Raw genomic sequence first — 23,845 nt, forward strand, 5'->3', positions numbered from 1 at the left:
TTACCTGCGCGTGAGGAGGCATGCCGCCGGGTTGCCCTTCCGTACCGCGGCCGGCGAATTCTCCGCTCAGCTCCGGATTTCTCTGGGCGCGCAGGCATCCAGCTCGGACCGCGCCTGCCCGGCCTCCGCGTGCAGCCCGCTCGCGGTGAGCAACTCGGCGGCGCGGGCGAGCGAGCGCCGCGCCGCCTCCGGTCTGCCTGCCGCGGCCAGTGTGCTGCCGAACTGCCACAGTGCCCTGGCGAACTCGAACGGGGACTCCAGCTGCTCGGCCAGCGCGACGGCCCGCTCGGCCAGCAGCAACGCGGTGCCGGAAGTGTCTGCCACCCGGCTGAGCAGCCGGGTGGCCCAGGCCCGGAGCAGGGCGTTGTCCTGCCGCTCGGCCGCCGACAACGCGGTCCTGATGTGCCGCTCGGCCAGGTCGGCGGCGCCGATCCGCAGGTAGGCATCCGCGAGATACAGCCGGATGCTGGCCATCATGTCCGGGTCCCCCATCCGCCGGGCGGTGCCGAGGCTTTCCTCGAGATAGGCCACCGCCCGCTCCGGCCGCCCCGCGGCATGCCGCAGGCGGCCGAGTTCGAGCGTGCTCGCCACCAGCAGGGCGCCGTCCGCCAGCCGCCTTGCCAGCTCGTCCGCCCTGGCCAGGTACCCCTCCGCGGCCGCGAACCGGCCAGCCCTGCGCTCGATGGCGCCCAGCGAGCACAGCACATCCACCTCGCCGTGCCGGTTGCCCGCGGCGGCGAAGTGCGCCATGGCCGCGCGGTGGTGCTCGCGCGCCTGTTCCTGCCGTCCGGACCATTCGTGCGCCCAGCCGATCCCGTGGCAGGCATACCCGGCGCCGTCTTCGTCCCCGCGGGCGATGAAGCCATCCTTCGCCGCGGTGAAATCGGCCTGCGCGGCGGCGAACCGGCGCCTGCGGCAGTGCAGCACCCCGCGTTGCTGCAGCAGTACCGGATCGTCGCGGTACTCCGGGTGCCGCAGGGCGATCCGGTGCAGGTGCTCCCAGTCGGCGAACCGGGCCTGCAGGTCGCAGCAGGCCGCGACGGCCACCGCCAGCCCGCGGGCGACCTCGGGCAGCCCGAGCGCGGAACTCTGCTCGACCGCGGCGCGCAGGTTCAGCCATTCGGCCTCGAACCACGCGAGCGGATCGGCCGGCAGCAGGGTCGCGAGCTCACCTGCCAGCGCCGGGCCGGGCGCATCGGCCGGGGCGCGGCACAGCGGCAGGTGCGCCAGCAGCCGGTCGGCGCGTTCCGCCAGCGCCTGCCACAGCTGGAAAACCGGCCGCAGCGCGACCCTCGGGTCGGTATCGCCGGTGCCCTCGCCTGCGGACAGCTCCCTGCCGAAGGTGCGCAGCAGGTCGTGCAGCCGGTAGCGCACCTGGCCCACCGCGTCCCGCCCGACGCAGACCGCGAGGCGCGCCTCCACCAGCGCCTCCACCAGGTCCTCCGCCGCGTCCAGGTCGAGGCCGAGCAGCGGCGCGGCGACCCAGGCAGGGAAGTCGGGCGCGTCCAGCAGGGCGAGCAGCCGGAACCCGCGGCGCTGTGGCTCGCCCAGCCGGTGGTACCCGTAGCTCAGGTTGGCGCGGACGTCGAGGTCCCCGACCCGTAGCTCGTCCAGCCTGCGCCGCTCGTCGGAAAGGCGCACCGCCAGCTGGTCCAGCCGCCAGTGCGGCCTTCGCCCCAGGCGGGCCGTCGCTATCCGCAGTGCCAGCGGCAGCCCGCCGCAGTACCGCGCGATCTCCGCTGCCGCCTGCGGCTCGGCGTCCACCCGCCGCGCGCCCACCGCGTCCCGGACGAACCGCAGCGCCTCCCGCTGCGAGAGCGGGTCCAGCGGCAGGAACCGGGCCTGCTCCAGCCCCGCCAGCGGGTGCCTGCTGGTGACCAGCGCGGCGGAGCTGGTTGTGCGCGGCAGCAGGGGCCGCACCTGCCGCTCGTCCGCCGCGTCGTCCAGCACGAGCAGCACCTCGCGGTCGGCGAGGATGCTGAGGAACTCCTCCGCCCGGTCGGCGGTGGAGGCGGGGATGGCCCTGCCGGGGACGCCGAGCCCGCGCAGCATGCGGTCCAGCGCCACGCCGGGGTCCACCGGGCACGGCTCGGTGCCCCGCAGGTTCAGGTACAGCTGCCCGTCCGGGTAGTGTTCGCGCACCAAATGGGCCGCGTGCACGGCCAGGCTGGTCTTGCCGACCCCGCCGGGCCCGGTGATCACCCAGGTGTCCCCGCCAGCGCACAGCCCGGTGTGGAGCCGGTCGATCTCCTCGGCCCGCCCGGTGAAGTCGGCTCCGGCCCTTGGCAGCCAGGCAGGCGCCCGCCGCGGACGGGGTACCGGCCGCGGTCCGCCCGGCTCGGGTGTCTCGGTGAGCACCCGCAGGTGCAGTTCGCGCAGTTCGGTGTTCGGCGTGACGCCCAGCTCGTCGGCGAGGGCGTCGCCGGCTCTTCGGTACACGTCCAGCGCCTGTGCGTGCTGCCCGCTCTCGTGCAGGGCCCGCATCAGCTGCGCCCACAGCCGCTCGCGCAACGGATGGCAGGCGACCAGCGCGCGCAGATCGTCGACGATCTCGGTGTGCCTGCCCAGTTCCAGTTCCGCCGCATACCGGCGCTCGACCAGGGCCAGCCACTGCTCCTCCAGCTGGGTCGCCAGGTCGTTGGCGGTGCCGATCCAGGGCAGGTCGGCCAGCAGCCGCCCGCGCCACAGCGCCTGCGCCGCGCCGAGCAGGCGCGCCTCCGCGGCGACCTCACCGCGCTCGGCCGCGGCGGTGGCGTCCGCGCGCAGCCGCCGGAACCGGATCAGGTCCAGCTGGTCCGGATCGGGGTCGATGGCGTACCCGCCCGGTTCGGTGCGGATCAGCCGCGGCTCGGCGGTGTCGGCGAGGCTGCGGCGCAACCGCATCACGTAGGTCTGCAGGGTGGCGTGCGCGGAGCCCGGCGGGCGGCCGCCCCACAGGTCGTCGACCAGCTCGTCCGCGGAGACGGTGCTCCCCGGCCTGATCAGTAGCGCGCCCAGCAGCGCCCGCTGCCTGCCCGAGCGGATGACCAGCGGGGCGCCGTCCCTGCTGACCAGCAGTGGCCCGAGCACGGCGAAGGACAGGCGGTGTTCGCTGGTCAAGTCGAGCCCCCATCGGATCGTCAGCCTGCCGGGTGCCTGCCGCGGAGCTTACCGAGTGCCGGGCGGCTGACGGATGCGCCGCAGCGGTGTCAGCGCCGAGTCAGGACCACCGCCGATGCTCGACGGTGGCACCGGAAGCCCGGTTGCCTCCGGTGCCCGATGGACGACAAGGAGATAGGTGTATCCATGCGATTGACGAGATTCCTGGGGGCCGTCGCTGCGGCGGCGATGGGGCTCGGTGCGCTCACCGTGGCGAACGCCCCGGAGGCGAGCGCGGCCACCAACTTCCAGATGCCGTTCCCCTGCAACCAGACCTGGTCGGGCCAGACCCGGACCAACCACAGCCCGCGGCTGGCCGTCGACTTCAACCGCTCGGGAGACCACGGCGACACCGTGGTGGCCTCGGCCGCGGGCACCGTGTCGAAGGTGCGGAACGAGGGCAGCACCAGCTACGGCCGGTGGATCGAGATCGACCACGGCAGCGGCTGGACCACCCGGTACGCGCATCTGTCCCGGCAGAGCGTGTCGGTCGGCGCCAGGGTGGCGCAGGGTCAGAAGATCGGCGAGGTGGGCAACACCGGTGGATCCACCGGCGCGCACCTGCACTTCGAGGAGCGCCACAACGGGGTTGCCCAGCGGATCGAGTTCAACGGCAGCCAGATCTACTACTACGGGACCCGCAGCTACACCAGCAAGAACTGCGGCGGTTCCGGTAACCCGTACACGCCGGAGGAGGCCTGCGGCAGCGGCTACGGCCGGATCGACTCGGCCGGGCTCGGCTCCGCCGGGCGGGTGTACCTGCTTTACAACAACTCCAACGGCTACAACTGCGTGGTCACCATGAAGTCGACGAACATCGGCAAGCCCACGGCCGTGTCGGCCTCGCTCCAGGTCAAGGGCGGCAGCAAGACCACGGATTCGGGCAACTACAGCTACTACGCGGGCCCGGTCCGCAAGTCGGCCGCGGACAAGTGCGTGCAGTGGGGCGGCTCCATCGGCTCCGCGAGTTACGAAAGCCCGTACGAGCACTGCGGCTCCTGACCAGCTGACCCGTTCCCCGTGACCAGCGCGGGGAACGGGTCACCCCGTCCCGGCCGGTCGCAGGCCAGGGCTAGCGTGTGTGCCATGACAGCCAGCACACTCGAACAGCAGCGCGCCGGGGAGGCCGAAGGCGGCAGCGGCGGCGGGCAGCGGTCCCGTCCCGGCCGGTGGCGCCCTCGCCTGCTCGCCCTGTTCTCCGTGCTGGTCGGCACGGCCGCGATCGGCTGGCACGCCACGGTGTACGGCTACTGGATCGTGGACGACGCCGGGATCACCTTCGCCTACGCCCGCAGCGTGGCCGAGGGTCTTGGCCCGGTGGTGCAACCGGGCGCCGATCCGGTGGAGGGCTTCTCCAACCCGACCTGGATGCTGCTGCTCGCGCTGGGCCGCCTGCTCGGCCTGTTCGACAGCGGAACGCTCTTCGGGATCCCGGACTACGTGCTCTTCCCCAAGGGGCTCGCGCTGCTGTGCTGCGCCGGGATTCTCACCCTCTGTTACCGGGCGGCGGCCAGGGTGACCAGCCGCCCCTGGCTCGCCACCGGCGTGATCGGGCTGGTGCTGGCCGCCATCCCTTCCTTCGTCATCTGGTGCTTCTCCGGCCTGGCGAACTCGCTGTTCGCGCTGGCCATCACCGCCCAGGCGGTGCTGCTGTTCCGTGCCGTGCTGGACGGCAGGCTGCTGTCCAGCAGGGTCGCGCTGCTGGCCGGTGGCCTCGCCGCCTTCGCGGCGCTGACCCGCCCGGAAGGTCTGATCTATGCCGGTAGCTACCCGTTGGTCGCGCTGGCCCTGCTGCGCAGACCCGCCCTCGGCCGCAGCATCCGGCACGCGGCGCTGTCCGTGGCCGCCTTCGCCGTTCCGGTCGGCGGCTACTTCTGCTGGCGCTACCTGGAGTTCGGCAGGCTGGTCTCGAACCCTTCGGTGGCCAAGAAGCAGGGCCTCCCCGGTCTGGACGACCTCACCCGGCCAGGGGAGCTGGTCGACTACGCCGGTGCGCTCGCCGTGCTGCTGCTCGCGGTCCTGCTCGGTGTGGTGCTGGCGCGCCGGGCGTGGTGGCGGCCGGGGCTGGTCGCCCTGCTCGTTCCGCTGAGCCTGGCGTTGCTGGCCTTCGCCGTGCTGCGGGACGACTGGATGGCGCAGCACCGGTTCGCCACCCCGGTCTGGGCACTGGGCGCGCTCGCCGGCACGCTCACCGCGGTCGAAGCCCTGCGGCAGCTCGGCCGCCGGGCCAGGGCGGTGGGTGCGGTGGGCCTGGTGGCCGTGCTGGCCCCGTCCGCCGTCTCCTTCGAGGCCGCGGCGGAGGAGTTCCGCACCACGCCGAACATCTCGATGTGCTTCGTTGCCGACCGGATGGGACGTGGCTTCAACGCCTATGCCGACATGCTGGGGCTGGAGCAGGGATCCCTGCTGCTGCCCGATCTCGGCGGCTCGGCCCTGACCAGCAGGCTGCGGTTGCACGATATGGCCGGGCTGGTCTCCGCGCGGTTCGCCGACTACATCGCCGCGGACGACAAACAGGGCCAGCGGGACTACGTTTTCGAGGAGATCAAGCCCACCTTCATCCACTCGCACGCGCCGTGGAGCGAGCTCAACGGAATCCCCTCGGACCCGCGGCTGGCCAGGGACTACTACGAGATCTACCGCTACGACTACGCCGAGGACCGGCCACCCAACGGCGACTGGGTGCGCAAGGAGGTGGTCCCGGACCAGGCCACCCTGGCCGAGCTGCGTGCCTATGCCGGCACCGCGATGGCGGAGATCGATCAGAAGGCGGGTGGCAGGGAATGGCCCCGCCGCAAGTGCGGCGCCACCCTGGAGCGCGGCCAGACCGCCACCGGCCTGACCTAGTGTTCTGAGCCGGGTTCCGGCCAGGTCCAGCGGATACCGTAGATCCCGGGCGCGGGGTCGGCGAGCACGATCCGGAACACCGGGTTCCCGCCAGTTCCGGCGCGCTCGGCGAGGGTCTGGGTCGGCCCGCCGCTGGCGGGCTGGTGGAAGGCGGCACACCGGGCGGGCTGCCTGCTCGGGTGGAAGCTGGTCTGCAGCACGAGATCGCGTACCCCGGACTGGATGCGGAGATTATGGTGGTTCTCGGCCTGCCGGGGCGGGAGGCGCAGGGCGAACTCGATCAGGGCGAGCTCGCCCGCCAGCAGCGGCTCGTCGAGCAGCAGTTCGAAGGCGCACAGCGAGTGGGTCGTCTCGGCGCGGAACCGGCCGAGGTGACAGCCCTCGACCGGGCGCAGGGTGGGCGGTCGCGGTAGCGATTGGCAGCGGAGTACCAGGATGACCCGCCACGAGCCGCCCCGGCCGCCCTGGATGATCTCCCTCCTCAGGTCCTCGCACTCGTACCCGTGTTCATCGATCGTCTGCTTGACCTGCCGGGACATCCGTGCGGGGCGGTAGAGGTCCTCCGGGGTCGCGTCCAGTTTGGCCAGTAGCCGGGTCACCGCACGGGGGTCGCGCCACATCCAGCGGTGTGGTGCTGGAGCCTCGTCACGGGGTTGCCACCGTCCACGTGGTCTCCGATCGGGCAGCAACACGGTCAGCGCTCTCGGCGGTAGCCGCAGAGTCTCTTCCAGCCCGGTGAGCGCCGCGATGGAACTGCCGCGTTCGGGGTGGTTCACTCCGGTCTGCCAGTTACTCAGCGCACTGACGCTGACCGGTGTGCCACGACGGGAAAGTTCCTTGGCGAGTGAGTCGAGGCTGCGTCCGCTACCGGCGATCGCGGCCCGCAGCGCGGCGCTGAACCGGTTGTCCATCACGCTCGACCTTCCGCACCTCCCGGACAGGACGGGCTCAGCGTATGTCGTCCAGCGTTGTCCAGTAAGCGACTTAGGGAGGATGGCTGTCCGCTGAATCCGGCTGTCCAATCAGCACCGAACCCGAGCACCCGCCACCACCGGAAGGTTCGAGATGCGAAGCAGACGAACGATCGGTAACAGAACGCTGCTCGTCGCGATGAGTGCCGTCGGTCTCCTCGCGATGACCGCCTCGGCCAGTGCGTGGCCGTCCGAGCCCCTGCTCGGTGCCGAGCAGCCAGCGCAGGTCCGGCCGCTCGCAGGCGAAACGGTCACGCTGGCCGCGGTCGGGGACATCTGCGGCTCGGCCTGCGACCAGACCGATGACGTGGTCGCCGCCATGGGAGCGGACGCCGTGATCACGGCGGGGGACAATGCCTACAACTCGGGAACACGAAGCGAGTTCGACCACAACTACGACCCTTATTGGGGCCGGTTCAACCACATGGTCCACCCCTCGCCGGGAAACCACGAATACTACTCCGACGCGGTTGGCTACGACGACTACTATCGGGACAACGGAGTCGAGATCGGTAACCGGGGCGAGTACTACTACAGCTTCGACCTCGGTGCCTGGCATATCGTCTCGCTGAACTCCAATATCAGCGCCCGGTCCGGCAGCGCGCAGGAACGCTGGCTGCGCCAGGATCTGGAGCGCAACACCAAGCCATGCACCATGGCGTACTGGCACCATCCCCGGTTCTCCACCGGTAGCCACGGGGACAGCGGCAGGATGACGGATGTGTACCAGGCGCTGACGGACTACCGGGCGGACGTGGTGGTGGCCGGTCACGACCATTCCTACGAAAGGTTCGCCCCGGCGACGGTCGATGGCACCGAAGACGCCGCGAACGGGCTGCGGCAGTTCGTGATCGGAACCGGGGGTCGTGGGCTCTACTCGAGCCGAGAATCTTCGGACGGACCCTCGGAGGTTTTCCAGAACAACACCTTCGGGGTCGGCAGGTTCGAGCTTTCCGCGACCGGCTACGACTTCACCTTCGAGCCGGTTTCCGGCCGTGAGTTCACCGACCGGGTGAGCGGGGAGTGCCACAACGCGAATCAGGGACCGGACTTCGGCGTCGGAACCGATCCCGCGACGGTCTCGGTTGCGCGGGACGGCAGCGTCGCCAGCACGGTTTCGGTTACCGCGAGCGGCGGCTTCGGCTCGTCCGTGGACCTGGCGGTCTCCGGTTTGCCCGACGGCGTCACCGGCTCGTTCGATCCGTCCACTGTGACCCCGCCCGCCGACGGAACGGCGGAGTCCAGGCTCACGCTGACGGCTTCGGCGACGGCTCCGGTCGGGGAGTACACCGCGACCGTGACCGGAACGTCGGGGCAGCTGCGCCGGTCGGCCGAGCTGGGGATCTCGGTACGGCCCGGTGGTGAGGTCGTGTTCGCTGACGACTTCGAGTCCGACCGGGGCTGGGTGGTCGACCCGGCAGGCACGGACACCGCCGGCACCGGCCAGTGGGATCGGGGCGTTCCGGAGCAGACCCGGTCGGACTACAGCGGGCAGCTCAAGCAGCTCGGCACCGCGGCGAGCGGCCAGAACTGCCTGTCCACCGGAAGGCGAGCCGGCTGGAGCTATGGCGAGCACGATGTGGACGACGGCACTACCTCGATCGCCTCGCCCGCCATCAGCCTGCCCGCCGGCGCACCCACGCTGACCTTCAGCTACAGCCTCGGCCACGGGGACAACTCCACCCGGGAGGACCACCTCCGGCTTTCCGTCCGCGTGGGCGGCGCCGTGACCACGGTGTTCGATCGTGCTGGTTCCCCTGCCGAGGTGGAGGCTGGCTGGCAGCGAGCGACGGTGGACCTTTCCGCGTTCGCGGGCCGCCAGGTCAGTCTGCTGATCGAAGCCGCGGATGCCGCTACCCCGAGCCTGTTCGAGGCGCAGGTCGACCAGGTCGAGATCCGGAACTGAACCGGCGCCGGCCGGTGGGACGCCCCGCCGGCCGGCCTTGGAGGTCCCCGTGTACCTGTCGACTACCCGTGCCTGCGCGGACGCCAGGACCACACCCGCCGGCACGGGCCGGGGCCGGGTCCCTGGCACCGTGCTCGCGCTCGGCCTGGTCAGCTTCGTCACCGACATCTCGGCCGAGATGGTGACCGCCGTGCTGCCCATGTACCTGATGTACGGCATCGGGCTCGGCTACTTGCAGCTCGGCCTGCTGGACGGTCTCTACACCGGAGCGAGTGCACTGCTCCGGCTCGGCGGCGGTTATGTCGCCGACCGGTTCTCCCGCGCCAAGGCGGTCGCGCTGACCGGCTATGGGCTCTCCGCGCTGACCAAACTCGCCCTGCCGCTGGCCGGTACCTCGATGGCGGGTATCGGCATCGCAGTCGGCGTCGACCGTGCGGGTAAGGGCATCCGTACCGCGCCGCGGGACGCGCTGATCACCTTGAGCACCCCGGAGTCCGGCCTTGGCAGGGCGTTCGGCGTGCACCGCGCGATGGACACCGCGGGGGCGCTACTCGGCCCGATCGTGGCGTTCGGCCTGCTCGCGATCGTGCTCGGCGGATACGACGTGGTGTTCGGGGCCAGCTTCGGGTTCGCCATGATCGGCGTGCTCATCCTGACGTTCTTCGTTCGCCAGCCCGCGCCGGTGCACAGCACACGCCGCACGACTCTGCGGGCGGGGCTCGCCACGCTCACCAGCCCCCGGCTGCGCCGTACCTGTCTGGCCGCGGGGCTGCTGGGACTGGTCACCGTCGGCGACATGTTCCTTTACCTCGCGATTCAGCAGCGGATCGGGCTGCCCGTCACGATCCTTCCCCTGCTGCCGCTGGGGACTGCCCTGACGTTCATGCTCGTCGCCGCCCCCGCGGGCAGGCTCGCCGACCGGATCGGTCGGTGGCGGCTGTTCCTTTCCGGGCACGTGCTGCTGCTCGGTGCGTATCTCGTCCTGCTCGGACCGTTCACCGGATGGCCTGCGGCGCTGGCCGTGCTCGGCCTGCACGGCTTGTTCTACGCGGCGACCGACGGGGTGCTCATGGCGCTGGCGGGCAGGCTGATCCCGGCCGAGGTACGCGCGACCGGCCTGGCCGTCGTGCAGACCATTCAGGCTGTGGCGCGTGCCGGCGGCGCCGTGCTGTTCGGGATCGTGGCCCAGTTGCTCGCACCCACGGCCGCGTTCGGCTTCCTCGCGGCGGCGCTGAGTGTGGCGATCGTGGTGGCGGCCCTGGTCGGCGGGAGGGGGTCGATCGAATGAGGACCTGGCAGCGTAAGGCCTGGCTCGGCGGGATCTTGATCGGCCTGGTGCTCACGCTCACGGCAGGCTATGTGGTCTGGCGCGGTGCCGGTGGCGACGCCGGGGCTCAGGCGGGGAGCCTGAACCTGAACCGGTCCGGCACGCTGCTGTACGTCGAGGGTGGCGCCGTTGTTCAGTCCACTATGGATGGACAAAGGATGATCGCAACCGGGCCGTCTTGTGCCCGGGCCTACGCCGCGGGCGGAACCCTGGCCTGCCTGCGCGGCCTTGGCCGCCGGTTCTCCGCCGAGCTCGAGGTGTACGGCGGTGGCGGGCGCAACGAGCTGACCCTGCCGCTGTGGGGGATACCCAGCAGGGTGCGGGTTTCCGGCTCCGGAAACCTGGTGGGCTGGACGGTGTTCCGGGAGGGCGACTCCTACCTGGCGAACGGTGCGTTCTCCACCACCGCCGGGATCTACGATCTGCGTACGGGAGCCCACTACGGGTCGCTGGAGGACTTTCACCCCCTGGTGGACGGCAGCCCGTACCAGCGGCAGGACGTCAACTACTGGGGCGTCACCTTCGCCGGGGACGATCGCACCTTCTATGTCACCATGTCCTCGGCAGGCGGTACCTGGCTGATGCGGGGTGACCTGGCCACCAGGACGCTCACCGCGCTCCGCCGAAACGTCGAGTGCCCATCGCTGTCCCCGGACGGGACCCGGATCGCCTACAAGAAGCGCAGCGGACAGCGGTGGCGGTTGCATGTGCTGGACCTGGCGACCGGCACGGACACCGCGCTGGCCGAGCCCGATCATGTGGACGACCAGCCGGCCTGGCTGGACCGGCGCACCATCGGCTACACCAAGCCGGGCCCCGCCGTGTTCGCCGTGCCGGCCGACGGCGACGGCGCGCCGCGTAGGCTCACCGCGGGCGCCTCGCCGTCCTCGGTGCGCTGACCAGCGCGTACAGGTTTGTCGATGGATCGTCACATCCTCGTCGCGAGCGCCCCGTAGCGTGACCGCTGATCCGATTGGAGCATCGTTCACAGTCAAGGGGGAGCGGGGTACATGACGACGACCGTGGCCGAGGACCGGCCAACCCTTCAGCGGGTGGGGGAAGCGCCCGCGCCCCGGCCGGGGTACGCGCGACGGCTGTTGCCCATCCTGTCGGTGCTGGCCGGTACGGCGGCAATCGGCTGGCACGCCACCCGGTACGGGAACTGGATCATCGACGACGCCGGGATCACCTTCGCCTACGCGCGCAGCGTCGCCGAAGGGCTCGGTCCGGTGGTGCAGGCCGGGGCCGTGCCGGTGGAGGGTTTCTCCAACCCGTCCTGGATGCTGCTGCTGGCGATGGGCCGCCTGCTCGGGTTGTTCGACCACGGGACGCTGTTCGGCATCCCGGACTATGTGCTGTTTCCGAAGGGCCTTGCCCTGCTGTGCTGTGCCGGAATCCTGGTCCTGTGCTACCGGGCGGCCGCGATGGTCACCCGGCGTCCCTGGCTCGCCACGCTGGCGATCGGTGCGGTACTGGCAGCCGTGCCTTCCGTTGTCATCTGGTGTTTTTCCGGCCTTTCCAACTCGCTGTTCGCACTGACCGTCACCGGGCTGGCCGTGCTGCTCTTCCGGGCGGTACTGCACCACCGGCTGCTGTTCGGCCGGATCGCGGTCGGCGCGGGGCTGCTCGCTGCGCTGGCCGCGCTGACCCGGCCGGAAGGGCTGATCTACGCCGGGGTCTACCCGCTGGTCGTACTGGTCGGGCTGCGCCGCTACTCGATCGGCCCGGTATTCGGCAGGGCGGTGCTGTCCACTGTGGCCTTTTTGCTTCCGGTCGGTACCTACTTCTGCTGGCGCTATCTGGAGTTCGGCAGGCTGGTGGCCAACCCGGCCGTGGCCAAGCAGCAGGACATGCCGGTCATCGATGACCTGACCAGGCCGGGGCAGTTGGTGAGCTATGCCGGAGCCCTCGCCGTGCTCGCGGTGGCCATTGCGGTCGGTATGGTGCTCGCCCGCCGGGTTTGGTGGCGGCCTGCCCTGTTCGCTTTGCTGGTGCCGCTGGGCCTGGCGTTGCTGGCCTTCGCGGTGCTCCGGGGGGACTGGATGGCGCAGTATCGCTTCGCCACCCCGGTCTGGGTGTTGACCGCGCTGACCGGGACGCTGGCCATCGCCGAGGTGTTGCGCGGTGTCGGACGCCGGGCGCGGGCGCTCGGGGCCATCGGCCTGGTGGGGGTGCTGCTTCCCTCGGCCGTCTCCTTCGAGGCCGCGGCGACCGAGTTCCGCAAGAGCCCGGACATCTCGATGTGTTTCGTTGCCGACCGGATGGGGCGCGGATTCAACGCCTATGCGGACATGCTGGGGCTGGAGCAGGGCTCGCTGCTGCTGCCCGACCTCGGCGGTTCCGCGATGACCAGCAGGCTGCACCTGGTGGACATGGCCGGGCTGGTCTCCGCGCGGATCGCGGACTACATCGCCGCCGGGGACGGGCAGGGCAAGCGGGACTACATTTTCGAGGAGGTGAAGCCCACCTTCATCCACTCGCACGCCCCGTGGAGCGCGGCCAACGGAATCCCCTCGGACCCCCGGATGGAACGCGACTACTACCAGATCTTCGAGTACAGCTATCCCGGGCCGCCCAACGGCGACTGGGTGCGTAAGGACGTTGTCCCGGACCGGCAGACGCTGGAGCGGCTGCGCCGGTACGCCAACACGACCCTGACCGAGGTCGACCGCAGGACGTTCTCCAGGGAATGGCCGCGCCGGGAGTGCGGCGACACCCTGCACCCCGGCCAGACGCAGGTCAACCAGCACTAGGTGTGGCATTACGCGGCGGCGGTCCCCTCTAGCTCGACCAGCAGGCTGGGGATCGCCAGCCGGGTCACGCCGAGCATGGTGGTGGTCGGTGCCACCCCGGCGGCGCCCAGCCGCGACGCCAGCACGCCATAGTGCAGGAACAGCAGATCGACGTCGGTGGTGTAGACGTTGAGCCGGACGAGGTTCCCGAGGGACATGCCGGCCTCGCCGAGAACGGCCTCCAGGTTGTCGAGGCTCAGCGTCAACTGTGCCGCCATGTCACCGGCATGCTGGGGCACGCCGTCGCCGCTCATCGCGGTCTGCCCGGAGCAGTACAGAGTCCGGGTGTGCCCGGAGACGAGTTCACCCTGGTTGTACCCCAGCTCCACCGACCAGGCCCACGGGTTGACCGCCGTTCGCTGCTGCATAGCCACATCAGCTCCATTCGATTCGTCGACAGTGCGTACGTCGGAAGCCTCCAGGCAAATCACGACATCCTGTGTCGTGTATTGCGATAGAGTTCGGTATGCGCGCCGACCGGTTGGTCTCACTGGTGCTGCTACTGCGCAGGCACGGTCGGCTCTCCGCGGCCACGCTGGCCCGCGAGCTGGAGGTATCCACCCGCACCGTGCTGCGGGACATCGATGCGCTGTCCGCGGCCGGTGTCCCGGTCTACGCCGAACGCGGCAGGCGCGGCGGTTTCGCATTGCTGCCCGGTTTCCAGACCGACCTCACCGGGCTGAACCACGACGAGGCACTCGCCCTGCTGGTAGCCGGATCACGGCGCGGTGCGCAGGCATTCGGCCTCGGCTCGGCGCTCGCCTCGGCCATGCGCAAGGTGGTCGACGCGCTGCCCGAAAGCTATCGGGCCACGGCCGCCGGTGTGGCGCAGCGACTGCTCATTGACCCGGAGACCGACCTCCTCTCGCGCCGGCTGGTCGCCGAGGAGGTGCCCGACACCATCGTGACCGCGGTCCGGCGCGCGGTGTTCGCCGGACACAAGCTGCGCATCCACTACGCGGCCACCGGGCAGCAGCCACGGTGGCGCACGGTGGACCCGATCGGCCTGGTCACCGTGCGCGACCAGGGCTACTTGCTGGCCACGAGGTCCGGCGCGGACCGCACCTACCGGCTGTCCCGGATCCTGGCCGCCGAGGAACTCGACGAGCCCGCACAGCGAGCAGACCGGGTCGATCTGGACCGGGCCTGGCAGGAACGCAGTACCCGGTTTCGGACCGGCGGCGACCAGGTCGCCGTGCTGGTACGGGTGAACCCGGCGCGGCGCGAGGACCTGGTGGGCACCGCGCTGGCCGTTCGCGCCGAGGAAGCCGACAAGGACGGCTGGTTGCGACTGGAGGTGACCTTCCAGGATCCGAGACACGCCGAATGGGCGTTGTGGCAGCTCGGCACGAACGCGGAAGCCCTGGCCCCGCAGTGGTTGCGCACCTCCTTGCGCAACCACGCCACCGCGATCGCCACACGCTACGGAGCGTCGACTTGGGTGCGCTCATGAGACCCCTTTCCCCGGCGGTGCAGGAGGTTGCGCCTCGGTCTTCGCTTCGGGTCGAGAAACGCGGGCGGAATGAATTCGGGTAACCCGTTCCGCATCCGGACCTCCCATTCTGTGTGATGAATCAGATTATGATGGAACCAGCATAGTAACGTCAGGTTGTACAAGGCCGTCGGTCCGCCATTTGCCCAAAAAATGACGTGGTGCGCGTCGCATTGTTTGGGCTTTTTCCGGCATCCCGGGAAGCTGCATCCCCGATCCCGCAGAATCAGCGCCCTGCGGATGGCCAGCGGTACCGCACGCGTGCGCTGCCCGATGTCCAGGATCTCGCCCTTGCTGCCCAGCACGGCGGGCACGACATAGGAGTCGCAGGCCATCCGCCGGATCTGGGCGGCCGAATACGACTCCTGCCCGTGCAGCAGCCCGTAGCCGGTGCCATGCTTCAAGTCTTCCAGGGTGATGGACACCATGACGGTGAACGGTTCCCCCGCCTCGGTCGGCCCCTCTTCGGGGCATCCGGCCGCCACGCGCAGCACATCGGCGAAAGCGTCCCCTTGGCGCTGGAACTTGCTGCGCCGGTCGGGCTCCTCTTTGGTGCCGCGGTGTTTAGCGCGGGGTTCGACCAGCCCGGTCAGCACCGCGGCGGTTTCGGCGTCGAGGTCGAAGGTGCCACGTAGTCGTCCGTCGCGGGTGGTGCGCCAGTCCAGGAACCGTTCCGGTCGGGCCAGCTCGTCCTCGGTGGGCGGGTTCCCGTCCTGGTCCAGCCGCGCCAGGATCTCCTTACCCAGGCTGCCCACCGTATGGGGCTCGTACTCCCGGGCAGCCTTGGTCAGCAGGGCCTCGGCATGTTCGCGGTCGGCCAGATGGATCGGCTGCGGGAACTTCGCCACCGTCGCCCGAATCACCTCGAGGTGTTCCGGCCCGATGGCGCCCTCCGCCAGCGCCGCACCGACCTCGGGCAGGTCCGGCTCCAGCGGGATACCGGTGGGGCTATGCCGGGCCACCACAGCCCGCGCATGCGCGACCCGTTGCCGCGCGTCATACGCGTTGACCCGCAGCACCTCCCGGGTCAACGCGGCCACATCGCGGTAACCCTTGCGGCTGGCCGTGTTACGCCCGTCCAGTTCGGCCAGGACCGCCAGCTCCCGGGCATAGTCGGCTCGCCGGCGCTGTTCGATCTCGCCCAGCGCGGCCAGTAGCTCCTCCTCGCCCATGCGAGAGGTGTCCATGCCGAAAGTCCTGGTCACGGGTCCAGCATACCGCCGAATCGACCGTATGTTCGATACACGATCGGGTGACACTGGCGGGGTCGAAACCCTGGCCCTCAGCAGCGAAGAAGCTCGGGGTGGTGGAACGACGAGTTGTCGATGACGAGGTCGGCTAGACACAGCGGGGGCGCGGTCGCCGAACCCGGCTACCGGCCGGGGCGGTCGGATCCGTTCGTGCGGTGGGTGAACCCCGGGTCAGCGACCGGGATGCCGGATACGCATACGTATACGGATACCTAGTAGTGCGGTGCCCACCCCATCCGAAAGAAGGTTCCGCATTCGTTCCTCCGCGCTTAACGTCGCTAACGACTCTGATAGTCGTTTGCCTGGCGCAACAAGCCGGACCACCCTCGGCACCGCGTCATGCAAGTCGAGGAGGAACCGATGCGTCTCTTTCGGAATCCAGTCGCGTTGACGGCCGCGATGGTGGCCTCGCTCGCGATGTTCGCGGTGCCTGCGTCCGCACATGATCCGGACACTCCGGAAGGCAAGGCCGCCGCGCAGGCCTACGAGAACGATCGGATACCCACCGAACGGCTGCCCGCGGTGCGCGGCAGCACGGTGTCGTGCCAGAACGGGATGGCGGACCGCTACCCGTGCCGCAATGTCGATCTGCAGGGCACGCTCCCGCTGAGCTCGATCGGTGGCGGGCAGGGCAACGACATCTGGGGTTGGACGGACCCGGCGACCGACCGGGAATACGCGCTCATCGGGCGCACCAACGGCACCGCGTTCGCCGATGTGACCGATCCGGTCAACCCGAGGTATCTCGGAAACCTGCCGTCCAACGGTGGCACCAGTAGCTGGCGGGACATCAAGGTCTACCGCAACCACGCCTTCGTCGTCGCGGACGCGATCCGGGGGCACGGTATGCAGGTGTTCGATCTGACCAGGCTGCGCGGCGTGACCCAGCCGCAGACGTTCCGGGTGGACGCGCTGTACTCGAGGTTCGGCCCCGCGCACAACATCGTGATCAACGAGGAGAGCGGGTACGCCTACGCGGTCGGCTCCAACACCTGTAGCGGCGGCCCGCATATGGTCAACATCGCCGACCCGAAGAATCCGGTCAGCGCGGGCTGCATCTCGCGGGACGGCTACACCCACGACGCGCAGTGCGTCATCTACCGTGGCCCGGACCGGGACTACCAGGGCAGGGAGATCTGCCTCAACTCCAATGAGGACACCCTGACCATCGTCGACGTCACGAACAAGGCCGCGCCGAGGCAGATCGCGCGCCGTGGCTACAACGGCGTGGCCTACTCGCACCAGGGTTGGCTCACCGAGGACCAGCGGTACTACGTGCACGACGACGAGCTGGACGAGTCACGCAGCTGGGACGGGCGCACCAAGACATACCTGTTCGACCTGACCGATCTGGACAACCCGCGGCCGCACGGCACGTACACCGCATCCGTCGTGTCGATCGACCACAACCAGTACGTCAAAGGTAACCACAGCTACCAGGCGAACTACCAGTCCGGCCTGCGCATCCTGGATGTCTCCCGGATCGCCGATGGCAGGCTCACCGAGGTGGGGTACTTCGATGTGCACCCGAACTCCAACCAGGCAAGGTTCAACGGCGCCTGGAGTGTCTACCCGTACTTCGCCAGCGGGAACGTGATCGTCAACAGCATCGAACAGGGCCTGTTCGTGCTCCGGCCAAGGGTCTGAGGACCTGTGCCGGAACCGGGCTTTCCTGCTCATGGCGAGTGGAAGAACGAGCGCGGCGGAGCCGGCGGGCGGTGAGGTCGGGCGCATGACCTGCGATGGTGACGATCGCGATCAGGTCCGAGCCCGGCCGAGCCGACCGCGTCCGCGAGTTTGGAAGCAGGCACTGAGGATGAACGAGCATTCCAGCACGACTGCCGCTCCCTCGCCCGCACCGGGCGAGGGGCGGCGGTTCGCCAGCCTTCGCCCGCGATGGTCGCCGCGGGCGGCCCTTGCCGCGGCGGCGGTCGTGGTCGTCGGGGCCGCCGCCGTTGGCTTCCTGATCGGCAGTTCGGGCGGCTCGCCACCGGCCGGAATGGCCGGCATGGACGGGATGCCGGGCATGGCCCCGGCTTCCGCGACCCAGCCACACAGCGATGGGCTGAGCGACTCCGAGCGCGGCTTCCGGCTGGTCCCCGAGACGGTGCCCACCGAACCGGGTGCGGACCAGCGGCTCGAGTTCCGTATCATCGGCCCTGGCGGCCTGCCGGAGACCAGTTTCCAGCGCAATGCCACCAAGCTGCTGCACTTCTTCCTCGTCCGCGACGATATGGCCGCCTACCAGCACGTGCATCCGGAGCCGGTCGGCGAGCTGTGGCGCACCACCATCGACATCCCCGACGGCGGCACCTACCGGATGTACACCGAGTTCGTGCCCGAGGACAGCGCCAACCCCATGCATCCGATCGTGCTCGGGCACAACATCATCATCCCCGGCGACACCAGCCCGGTGACCCTGCCGCCACCCGCGGCCACCGCCACGGCAGGCCCGTACACCGTGACCCGGCCGGACGGTCCGGCGCAGCCGATCGCCAAGCAGGTCAACCAGCTCCGTTTCGCCATCACCGGGCCGGATGGTGCTCCGATCGGTGATCTGCAGACCTATCTGGGCGCCTACGCCCACGTCTCCGCGTTCCACACGCTCAGCCAGTCGGTCACCCATATGCATCCGGTGGAGCGCCCGGGTGCCGGGGCGGTCCCGGCGGAGCTGACCTTCCACGCCCAGTTCGCCGAGCGTGGTGAGCACCGGTTGTTCCTGGAGTTCCGTGCGGGCGGGCGGTTGCACACCGCGGCGTTCACGCTGTTCGTCACCTGACTACCGGGGCAGGGTCACGGTGAACACTGCTCCATCCACATTGGTCACTTCGATGTGCCCGCCGTGCGCCGCCACGTTCTCCTTGACGATGGCCAGCCCGAGCCCGCTGCCCTCGGTGACCCGGCGGGAACGGTCCCCGCGGACGAACCGGTCGAACAGGATGGGCAGCAGCTCCTCCGGCACCCCGGGTCCGGAATCCGCGATCCGCACGGTCACCAGGTCAGCCCCGGTCCCGTCGATGGTCACGGTGACTGGCGCCGCACCGTGCCGCACGCTGTTGGCGAGCAGGTTGCAGGCGACGGTGTGCAGCCGCCGCGGGTCGGCCGTCACGGTCACGTCCCCTTCCGCCGCCAGCCGCACCTCCGCCTCGCCGGTGCTCACCTCGATGGCCTCCCGCATCAGCTCCGCAAGGTCGACCTGCTCGGACCGCAGTTCGGCGGCGCCGGCATCGAAACGGGAGATCTCCAGCAGGTCCTCGACCAGTTTGGCCAGCCGCCGGGCCTGGGTGCCCAGTAGCTGCGCGGAGCGCGCGCGGGACTCCGGGTCGGCATGTTCGAGGCTGTCCGCCGCCGCGACCACGGAGGCCACCGGGGTGCGCAAGTCGTGCGCCACGTCGGCGACGAACCGCCGCTGCTGCTCGTCCTTGGCCTTCAGCTCCTCGATGGACTCGCTGAGCCTGCGGGCCATCGTGTTGAACGAGCTGGTCAGGTCGGCCAGCTCATCGCGACCACGCACCGGCAGCCGGATGTCCAGGTCGCCGTCGCCCAGCTCGCGTGCGGCCGCGGCCACCCGGCGTACCGGCCGCTGGATGCGGCCCGCGGCGACCACCGCCGCGACCACCCCGAGCGCCGCCACCACCAGCGCGATCATCGTCAAGATGTTCTGCAACCGGTCGAGTTCAGCTTGCATCGGCCCCAGGTTGTAGTACTCGGCGAGCGCGAGGCCTGGCGCCAGCCAGCCGACGATCACCTGCACCGGGACACCGGAATCGGTCTCCATGGTGGTCGACGGCCGTGGCTGCGTACCCAGATAGGCCTCGTGGAGCATCCAGGAAGGCGGGTGCGGGATCGCCCCGATCGGCGACGGCCGCAACCGGGTGCTGCTGGCCACCATCGTGGCCGCCGGGACATGTCCATCCGCGGGCGGTGGCGGGTCGTCGAAGGCGAAGATGCCCCAGTCGACCCCCTGCCTGCCGCGCATGTAGCCGACCACCTGCTCGACCCGGTTGTGCGGCCGCCCGGCTACGGCCTCCACCCGCGCCCTTGCCTGGGCGAGGTCGGAGGAGAAGCCGGCGTCCGCGGCATTGTCGAACCGGTCCTTCGTGGTGTTCGCCTGCAGCTGGTATGCGCCGAAGGCCATCCCGGCCGTGGCCATGGTGGTGATCAGGATCACCACCATGGCGATCCGGGTGCGCAGCCCCAGATACGGCAGCCTGCGCGGGCGCCTGCTCACGGCCGCACCAGGCGGTAGCCCAGCCCGCGCACGGTACGCAGCAGTGCCGGGTTGCCCGGATCATCCTCGATCTTCGCCCGCAGCCGCGCCACCGCGGCGTCCACGATCCGCGAGTCGCCGACGTAGCCGTAGTCCCACACCCGTTTCAGCAACGTCTGCCTGCTCAGCACCTGCCCGGGATGTTCGGCGAACTCGACCAGCAGCCGTAGCTCGGTCGCCGTGAGGCCGAGTTCCGCGTCCTCCTTGGTCGCCACCATCGCCGCCGGGTCGATCTCCAGCGTGCCGATCCGGATCGTGCTGTCATTCGTCTCGGCCGGGTGCGCGGACCTGCGCAGGATGGCCTTCATCCTGGCGTCGACCACCCTCGGCTCGGTTGGCTTCACCACGTAGTCGTCGGCCCCGCCTTCCAGGCCCACCACGATGTCGATCGGGTCGCCCCGCGCGGTCAGCAGGATCACCGGGACCATGCTGCGGGCACGGATGCGGCGGCACACCTCGAACCCGTCCATGCCGGGCAGCATCACGTCCAGCAGCACCACATCGGTGCCCGCGCCGGAGCCGAACAGCGCCTCCAGCGCCTGCTCCCCGTCGGACGCCACGTCGACCTCGTGTCCCAGGCCGCAGAGGGCCAGCGAGAACGCCTCGGCCAGCGCATCGTCATCCTCGACCAGCAGTACTCGTGGCATCCCGGCCACGATAGCGCGATCATGCCCGCGGCAACTCGCGCCGCAGCAGCTTGCCGGTCGGATTGCGCGGCAACTCAGCCAGGAACACCACCGCGCGCGGAACCTTGTACCTGGCCAGGTTGTCCCGTACGTGCCCGCGCAGTTCCTCCTCGGTGGGCGCGCAGCCCGGTGCGGCGACCACGTAGGCGACCAGCCGCTGGCCGAACTCCTCGTCCGGCACCCCCAGCACGGCGGCCTCGCTGACCTGCTCGTGCCGGGACAGCACGTCCTCCACCTCCTGCGGGTACACGTTCTCCCCGCCGGAGACGATCATGTCGTCGGCCCTGCCGTCGATGTACAGCCTGCCCTCGGCATCGAAATGCCCGCGGTCCCCGGTGCTCATCAGCCCGTGCACGGTGTCCTTGTTCCCACCGCCGGTGTAACCGCCGAACACCTGCCTGCCACCCACGTGGACGGTCCCGGTCTCGCCCGCGGGCAGTCGCTCGCCGCGCTCGTCCAGGATCGCCACCTGGACACCGAGCGTCGGCCTGCCCACGGTGGCCGGTGCGGCCCGCAGGTCCGCAGGGCCCGCGATGGCCGCGATCCCGATCTCGCTGGAGCCGTAGCCGTTGCACAGCACCTCGCCGAGCTCGTCCAGCGTCCTGGTGGCCAGCGCGGGCGGCAGCGGGGCCGCCCCGGATAGCACGCAGCGCAGGGCGGCCAGCCGCGCCGGGTCCCGCTCCTGCCGTGGCAGCGCGAGGATGCGTTGCAGCATGGCGGGAACCACGGCGAGGCAACGGATCCGGTGCTCGCCGAGCGCGGAGACCGTGGCCGCCGCGTCGAACTTCCTGCGCAGCACCATGGGGGAGCGCAGGAAGGCGGCCAGCCCGAACATGGCGAAACCGAAGCCGTGGAACAGCGGAGGCGCCACCAGCACCGGGTCACCCAGCCGCAGCCCGCCGCGGTCAAGGACGGTGGCCAGCGGCCCGGCGAAGGCGAGCGCGTCCGCGCTGCGCGGCGCGCCCTTGGGCGTGCCGGTGGTTCCGGAGGTCAGCAGCGTGATCCGGCCCTGCCCGCGGGGCCGGGGTGGCCGCGGTCCGGCGAGGGCGTCCAGGGCCGGTGCGCCGGGCTCACCCTCGTACCAGGCGAGCACGGTGCGCACCCCGTCCAGCAGTGGCAGGTACTCCTCGTCGGCGATCACCACGTCCGGCCGGTGCCGCTCCAGCACCGTGCGCAGCTGTGGCCCGGAGAACTCGGTGTTCAGCAGCACCACATCGGCGCCAAGCCGCGCCGCGGCCACCACCGCGAGCACGAAGCCACGGTGGTTGCGGCAGAGCACGCCGATGGTCGAGCCACCACCGAGGCCGTACTCGGTGCGCAGGGCGCCGGCGATCGCGGTGCCGCGCTCGTGCAACCGCGCGTAGCCGAGCCGGCCGCGCTCGTCGATGACGGCGGGGGTGTCCGGGGCGTGCACCGCGGCCAGCCCGATGATCGTGGCCAGCGAGGCCCCGGAGTCGCGATAGGACCGCAGCGCGGGCAGCAGATGGCCGGGCCGGGAGGCGGTGAGTACCCCCGCCCTGCCGACCGCGGCGGCGGTGCGCGCCAGCAGGTTCGCATCGGACAGCAGCCGGTTCACCGGGTTCGTCCCTTCTCGCCGCGCCGGAAGACGCCACTCAGGATCAGGTCGATCGGTCTGCTCAGGAAGGCGTTGCTCACCGAGACGGCAGGCGACCACCACGGGGCGACCGAGCGCGGCCTGCGCACGATCGCGTCGCACACCAGCCGGGCGGCGTCATCCGGGGCCAGCCCCGGCAGCCTGCTCAGCGAGGGCGTCGGCGCGCTCATCCTGGTGTGCACCAGTCCCATGTAGATGTTGGTGGCGGTGATACCGTCGCCGCGCACCTCCAGCGCCATGCTGCGCATCCACACCTCGAAGGCGGCCTTGGAGGCGAGATAGGCGCTCCAGCCTGGCGCCACCGGGAACGGCCGGACGCCCTGGGTGGACACGTTGACGATATGCCCCGTGCGACGCGCCCGCATGGACGGCAGCAGCCCCATGGTCAGCCGCACCGGGCCGAGGTAGTTCACGTCGATGGTGCGCTCGAAGTCCTGCGGCCGATCGTAGGAGCGGGCAAGGGAACGGCGGATCGACTTGCCCGCGTTGTTCACCAGCACGTCGACTTGCCCGTGCTCGTCAAGTAGCCGCTTGACCAAGGTGTCCACCTCGGCAGGCTCGGTGAGATCGGTGGGGTAGGCATGCGCGGTGCCGCCCTCCGCGTTGATCGCGTCCGCGACGGCCTGCAACGGTTCACTCGATCGGGCGGCGATCAGCACGGTCGCCCCGGCTGCACCGAGCCTGCGTGCGGTGGCCTCGCCGATCCCGAAGGAGGCTCCGGTGACCAGCACGGTGCGGCCACCCACGGCGTCGCGCAACTCGTTTCGGCTGGTCCGGCCGTAGCCGTGGATCAGAAGGCCGAGGTTGCGCCAGGTGCGCGTGCGGAATGAGTGCCTCGCCACCATTGCCTCCCTGCCGGCGGTCTAGATAATGTTGATATCTGAATGCTAACGTAATCCGGATAGTGTGGACTGTCAACGTTTACGATCGGGACCATGCCGAGACTGACCCGTGCCGAGAGCCAGGCGCGCACCCGCGACTCCCTGATCGCGACCGCGCGTGAGCTGTTCCTGCGGGACGGCTACAGCGCGACCTCGCTGGCGAAGGTGGCCGACGAGGCCGGGTTCTCCACCGGCGCCGTGTACTCCAACTTCCAGGGCAAGACCGCCCTCGCGCTGGTGGTGCTGGACCAGATCCATGCCGAGCAGCTGGCGGAGGTGCGGGGGATCTTCCTCGGCGACCGCCCGGTCGAGGACAAGCTGGCGGCCTTCGAGAAATGGGCGAACACCGCGATGAGCAGCGGCTGGCCGCGGCTGGAGCTGGAGTTCGCGCTGGAGGCCAGGCAGGACCCTGAGCTGGTGACCGCGCTGGCCAACCGCGAACGTGTTGCCGTCGAGCTGATCGCGGAGTCCTTCGAGCGGCAGCTGCACGGCCTCGGGCTCACCGGGGTGCTGTCGGCCAAGGCGCTGGCCGGCGCGGTGGTCAGCCTCGGCATCGGCATCGCGATCCAGCGGCTGGTGGATCCGAAGGTCTCGGTCAGCGGCATCATCGACCTGCTGCGCGGGGCATGGCAGGTGGCGGGAAAGGCAGGGCACGGCGGTGCGTGAGCAC

General features: G+C 70.3%; 18 protein-coding genes. 10 read left to right on the forward strand and 8 right to left on the reverse strand.

Annotated features, from left to right (window positions below):
• Positions 1 to 66: 66 nt before the first annotated feature.
• Positions 67 to 3,099: an AfsR/SARP family transcriptional regulator gene (locus KOI47_RS06755; RefSeq protein WP_216214934.1), complete on the reverse strand. Its 3,033-nt coding sequence runs from the start codon at positions 3,097 to 3,099 to the stop codon at positions 67 to 69.
• A 186-nt stretch (positions 3,100 to 3,285) separates the two neighbouring features.
• Between KOI47_RS06755 and KOI47_RS06760 the strand changes: the two genes are divergently transcribed.
• Both KOI47_RS06760 and KOI47_RS06765 read left to right on the forward strand, forming a co-directional pair.
• Positions 3,286 to 4,140, forward strand: coding sequence for a M23 family metallopeptidase (locus KOI47_RS06760; protein ID WP_216214936.1), 855 nt, complete (start codon positions 3,286 to 3,288; stop codon positions 4,138 to 4,140).
• 84 nt (positions 4,141 to 4,224) lie between these two features.
• The gene (locus KOI47_RS06765) at positions 4,225 to 5,985 is read left to right on the forward strand and encodes a hypothetical protein (RefSeq protein WP_216214938.1); all 1,761 of its coding nucleotides are present in this window, start codon (positions 4,225 to 4,227) and stop codon (positions 5,983 to 5,985) included.
• On the opposite strand, the gene KOI47_RS06770 is transcribed toward KOI47_RS06765, so the two are convergent.
• Positions 5,982 to 6,896 (reverse strand): XRE family transcriptional regulator, encoded by a 915-nt coding sequence (locus tag KOI47_RS06770; protein WP_216214940.1) that lies wholly within the window; start codon positions 6,894 to 6,896, stop codon positions 5,982 to 5,984. The genes KOI47_RS06765 and KOI47_RS06770 overlap by 4 nt on opposite strands.
• A gap of 154 nt (positions 6,897 to 7,050) precedes the next feature.
• Between KOI47_RS06770 and KOI47_RS06775 the strand changes: the two genes are divergently transcribed.
• The 4 genes from KOI47_RS06775 to KOI47_RS06790 all read left to right on the forward strand — a co-directional run bounded on the left by KOI47_RS06775 (position 7,051) and on the right by KOI47_RS06790 (position 12,942).
• Positions 7,051 to 8,862: a metallophosphoesterase gene (locus tag KOI47_RS06775; RefSeq protein ID WP_216214942.1), complete on the forward strand. Its 1,812-nt coding sequence runs from the start codon at positions 7,051 to 7,053 to the stop codon at positions 8,860 to 8,862.
• A gap of 49 nt (positions 8,863 to 8,911) precedes the next feature.
• Positions 8,912 to 10,150: an MFS transporter gene (locus tag KOI47_RS06780; RefSeq protein WP_216214945.1), complete on the forward strand. Its 1,239-nt coding sequence runs from the start codon at positions 8,912 to 8,914 to the stop codon at positions 10,148 to 10,150.
• A complete protein-coding gene (locus tag KOI47_RS06785; protein ID WP_216214953.1) occupies positions 10,147 to 11,088 on the forward strand; it encodes a TolB family protein in 942 nt (313 codons plus the stop codon). Before KOI47_RS06780 ends, KOI47_RS06785 begins: the two co-directional genes overlap by 4 nt.
• Before the next feature lie 111 nt (positions 11,089 to 11,199).
• Positions 11,200 to 12,942 carry a hypothetical protein gene (locus KOI47_RS06790; RefSeq protein WP_216214956.1) on the forward strand — a complete coding sequence of 581 codons (1,743 nt, stop codon included), beginning with the start codon at positions 11,200 to 11,202 and terminating at the stop codon, positions 12,940 to 12,942.
• 8 nt (positions 12,943 to 12,950) lie between these two features.
• Here the strand turns inward: KOI47_RS06790 and KOI47_RS06795 are convergent, their stop codons facing one another.
• Entirely contained in the window at positions 12,951 to 13,349 is a 399-nt protein-coding gene (locus KOI47_RS06795) for a RidA family protein (RefSeq protein WP_216214958.1), read from the reverse strand.
• Positions 13,350 to 13,447: 98 nt separating this feature from the next.
• Here KOI47_RS06795 and KOI47_RS06800 point away from each other — a divergent pair, with 98 nt between their 5' ends.
• Positions 13,448 to 14,434: a helix-turn-helix transcriptional regulator gene (locus tag KOI47_RS06800; protein ID WP_216214961.1), complete on the forward strand. Its 987-nt coding sequence runs from the start codon at positions 13,448 to 13,450 to the stop codon at positions 14,432 to 14,434.
• On the opposite strand, the gene KOI47_RS06805 is transcribed toward KOI47_RS06800, so the two are convergent.
• Positions 14,404 to 15,645 carry an HNH endonuclease signature motif containing protein gene (locus KOI47_RS06805; RefSeq protein WP_216214963.1) on the reverse strand — a complete coding sequence of 414 codons (1,242 nt, stop codon included), beginning with the start codon at positions 15,643 to 15,645 and terminating at the stop codon, positions 14,404 to 14,406. The genes KOI47_RS06800 and KOI47_RS06805 overlap by 31 nt on opposite strands.
• 438 nt (positions 15,646 to 16,083) lie before the next feature.
• Between KOI47_RS06805 and KOI47_RS06810 the strand changes: the two genes are divergently transcribed.
• On the forward strand, positions 16,084 to 17,370 hold the full coding sequence (locus tag KOI47_RS06810) for a choice-of-anchor B family protein (protein ID WP_232376583.1): 1,287 nt from the start codon (positions 16,084 to 16,086) through the stop codon (positions 17,368 to 17,370).
• A 169-nt stretch (positions 17,371 to 17,539) separates the two neighbouring features.
• Positions 17,540 to 18,502, forward strand: coding sequence for a hypothetical protein (locus tag KOI47_RS06815; RefSeq protein ID WP_232376584.1), 963 nt, complete (start codon positions 17,540 to 17,542; stop codon positions 18,500 to 18,502).
• On the opposite strand, the gene KOI47_RS06820 is transcribed toward KOI47_RS06815, so the two are convergent.
• From KOI47_RS06820 to KOI47_RS06835, 4 genes are read right to left on the reverse strand one after another with little or no spacing between them, the layout of a single operon-like run.
• A complete protein-coding gene (locus KOI47_RS06820) occupies positions 18,503 to 19,954 on the reverse strand; it encodes a sensor histidine kinase (RefSeq protein WP_332461446.1) in 1,452 nt (483 codons plus the stop codon).
• Complete coding sequence (locus KOI47_RS06825; protein WP_216214965.1) at positions 19,951 to 20,640, reverse strand: response regulator transcription factor; 690 nt, start codon at positions 20,638 to 20,640, stop codon at positions 19,951 to 19,953. The genes KOI47_RS06820 and KOI47_RS06825 overlap by 4 nt, the downstream gene beginning before the upstream one ends.
• A 19-nt stretch (positions 20,641 to 20,659) precedes the next feature.
• Positions 20,660 to 22,255 (reverse strand): AMP-binding protein, encoded by a 1,596-nt coding sequence (locus KOI47_RS06830; protein WP_216214967.1) that lies wholly within the window; start codon positions 22,253 to 22,255, stop codon positions 20,660 to 20,662.
• The gene (locus KOI47_RS06835) at positions 22,252 to 23,136 is read right to left on the reverse strand and encodes an SDR family NAD(P)-dependent oxidoreductase (protein WP_232376585.1); all 885 of its coding nucleotides are present in this window, start codon (positions 23,134 to 23,136) and stop codon (positions 22,252 to 22,254) included. Before KOI47_RS06835 ends, KOI47_RS06830 begins: the two co-directional genes overlap by 4 nt.
• Before the next feature lie 93 nt (positions 23,137 to 23,229).
• Between KOI47_RS06835 and KOI47_RS06840 the strand changes: the two genes are divergently transcribed.
• Positions 23,230 to 23,841, forward strand: a complete 612-nt coding sequence (locus KOI47_RS06840) for a TetR/AcrR family transcriptional regulator (protein ID WP_216214976.1) — start codon at positions 23,230 to 23,232, stop codon at positions 23,839 to 23,841.
• Positions 23,842 to 23,845: the final 4 nt, after the last annotated feature.

This window comes from Amycolatopsis aidingensis, assembly GCF_018885265.1.
Taxonomy (GTDB): domain Bacteria; phylum Actinomycetota; class Actinomycetes; order Mycobacteriales; family Pseudonocardiaceae; genus Amycolatopsis; species Amycolatopsis aidingensis.

Excerpts from the sequence above, each read along its gene's own strand:
- KOI47_RS06790 (WP_216214956.1), top strand. The coding sequence starts at position 11,200 with ATGACGACGACCGTGGCCGAGGACCGGCCAACCCTTCAGCGGGTGGGG.
- KOI47_RS06825 (WP_216214965.1), bottom strand. The coding sequence starts at position 20,640 with ATGCCACGAGTACTGCTGGTCGAGGATGACGATGCGCTGGCCGAGGCG.
- KOI47_RS06785 (WP_216214953.1), top strand. The coding sequence starts at position 10,147 with ATGAGGACCTGGCAGCGTAAGGCCTGGCTCGGCGGGATCTTGATCGGC.
- KOI47_RS06770 (WP_216214940.1), bottom strand. The coding sequence starts at position 6,896 with ATGGACAACCGGTTCAGCGCCGCGCTGCGGGCCGCGATCGCCGGTAGC.
- KOI47_RS06800 (WP_216214961.1), top strand. The coding sequence starts at position 13,448 with ATGCGCGCCGACCGGTTGGTCTCACTGGTGCTGCTACTGCGCAGGCAC.
- KOI47_RS06805 (WP_216214963.1), bottom strand. The coding sequence starts at position 15,645 with ATGGGCGAGGAGGAGCTACTGGCCGCGCTGGGCGAGATCGAACAGCGC.
- KOI47_RS06810 (WP_232376583.1), top strand. The coding sequence starts at position 16,084 with ATGCGTCTCTTTCGGAATCCAGTCGCGTTGACGGCCGCGATGGTGGCC.
- KOI47_RS06815 (WP_232376584.1), top strand. The coding sequence starts at position 17,540 with ATGAACGAGCATTCCAGCACGACTGCCGCTCCCTCGCCCGCACCGGGC.
- KOI47_RS06775 (WP_216214942.1), top strand. The coding sequence starts at position 7,051 with ATGCGAAGCAGACGAACGATCGGTAACAGAACGCTGCTCGTCGCGATG.
- KOI47_RS06795 (WP_216214958.1), bottom strand. The coding sequence starts at position 13,349 with ATGCAGCAGCGAACGGCGGTCAACCCGTGGGCCTGGTCGGTGGAGCTG.
- KOI47_RS06765 (WP_216214938.1), top strand. The coding sequence starts at position 4,225 with ATGACAGCCAGCACACTCGAACAGCAGCGCGCCGGGGAGGCCGAAGGC.
- KOI47_RS06840 (WP_216214976.1), top strand. The coding sequence starts at position 23,230 with ATGCCGAGACTGACCCGTGCCGAGAGCCAGGCGCGCACCCGCGACTCC.
- KOI47_RS06760 (WP_216214936.1), top strand. The coding sequence starts at position 3,286 with ATGCGATTGACGAGATTCCTGGGGGCCGTCGCTGCGGCGGCGATGGGG.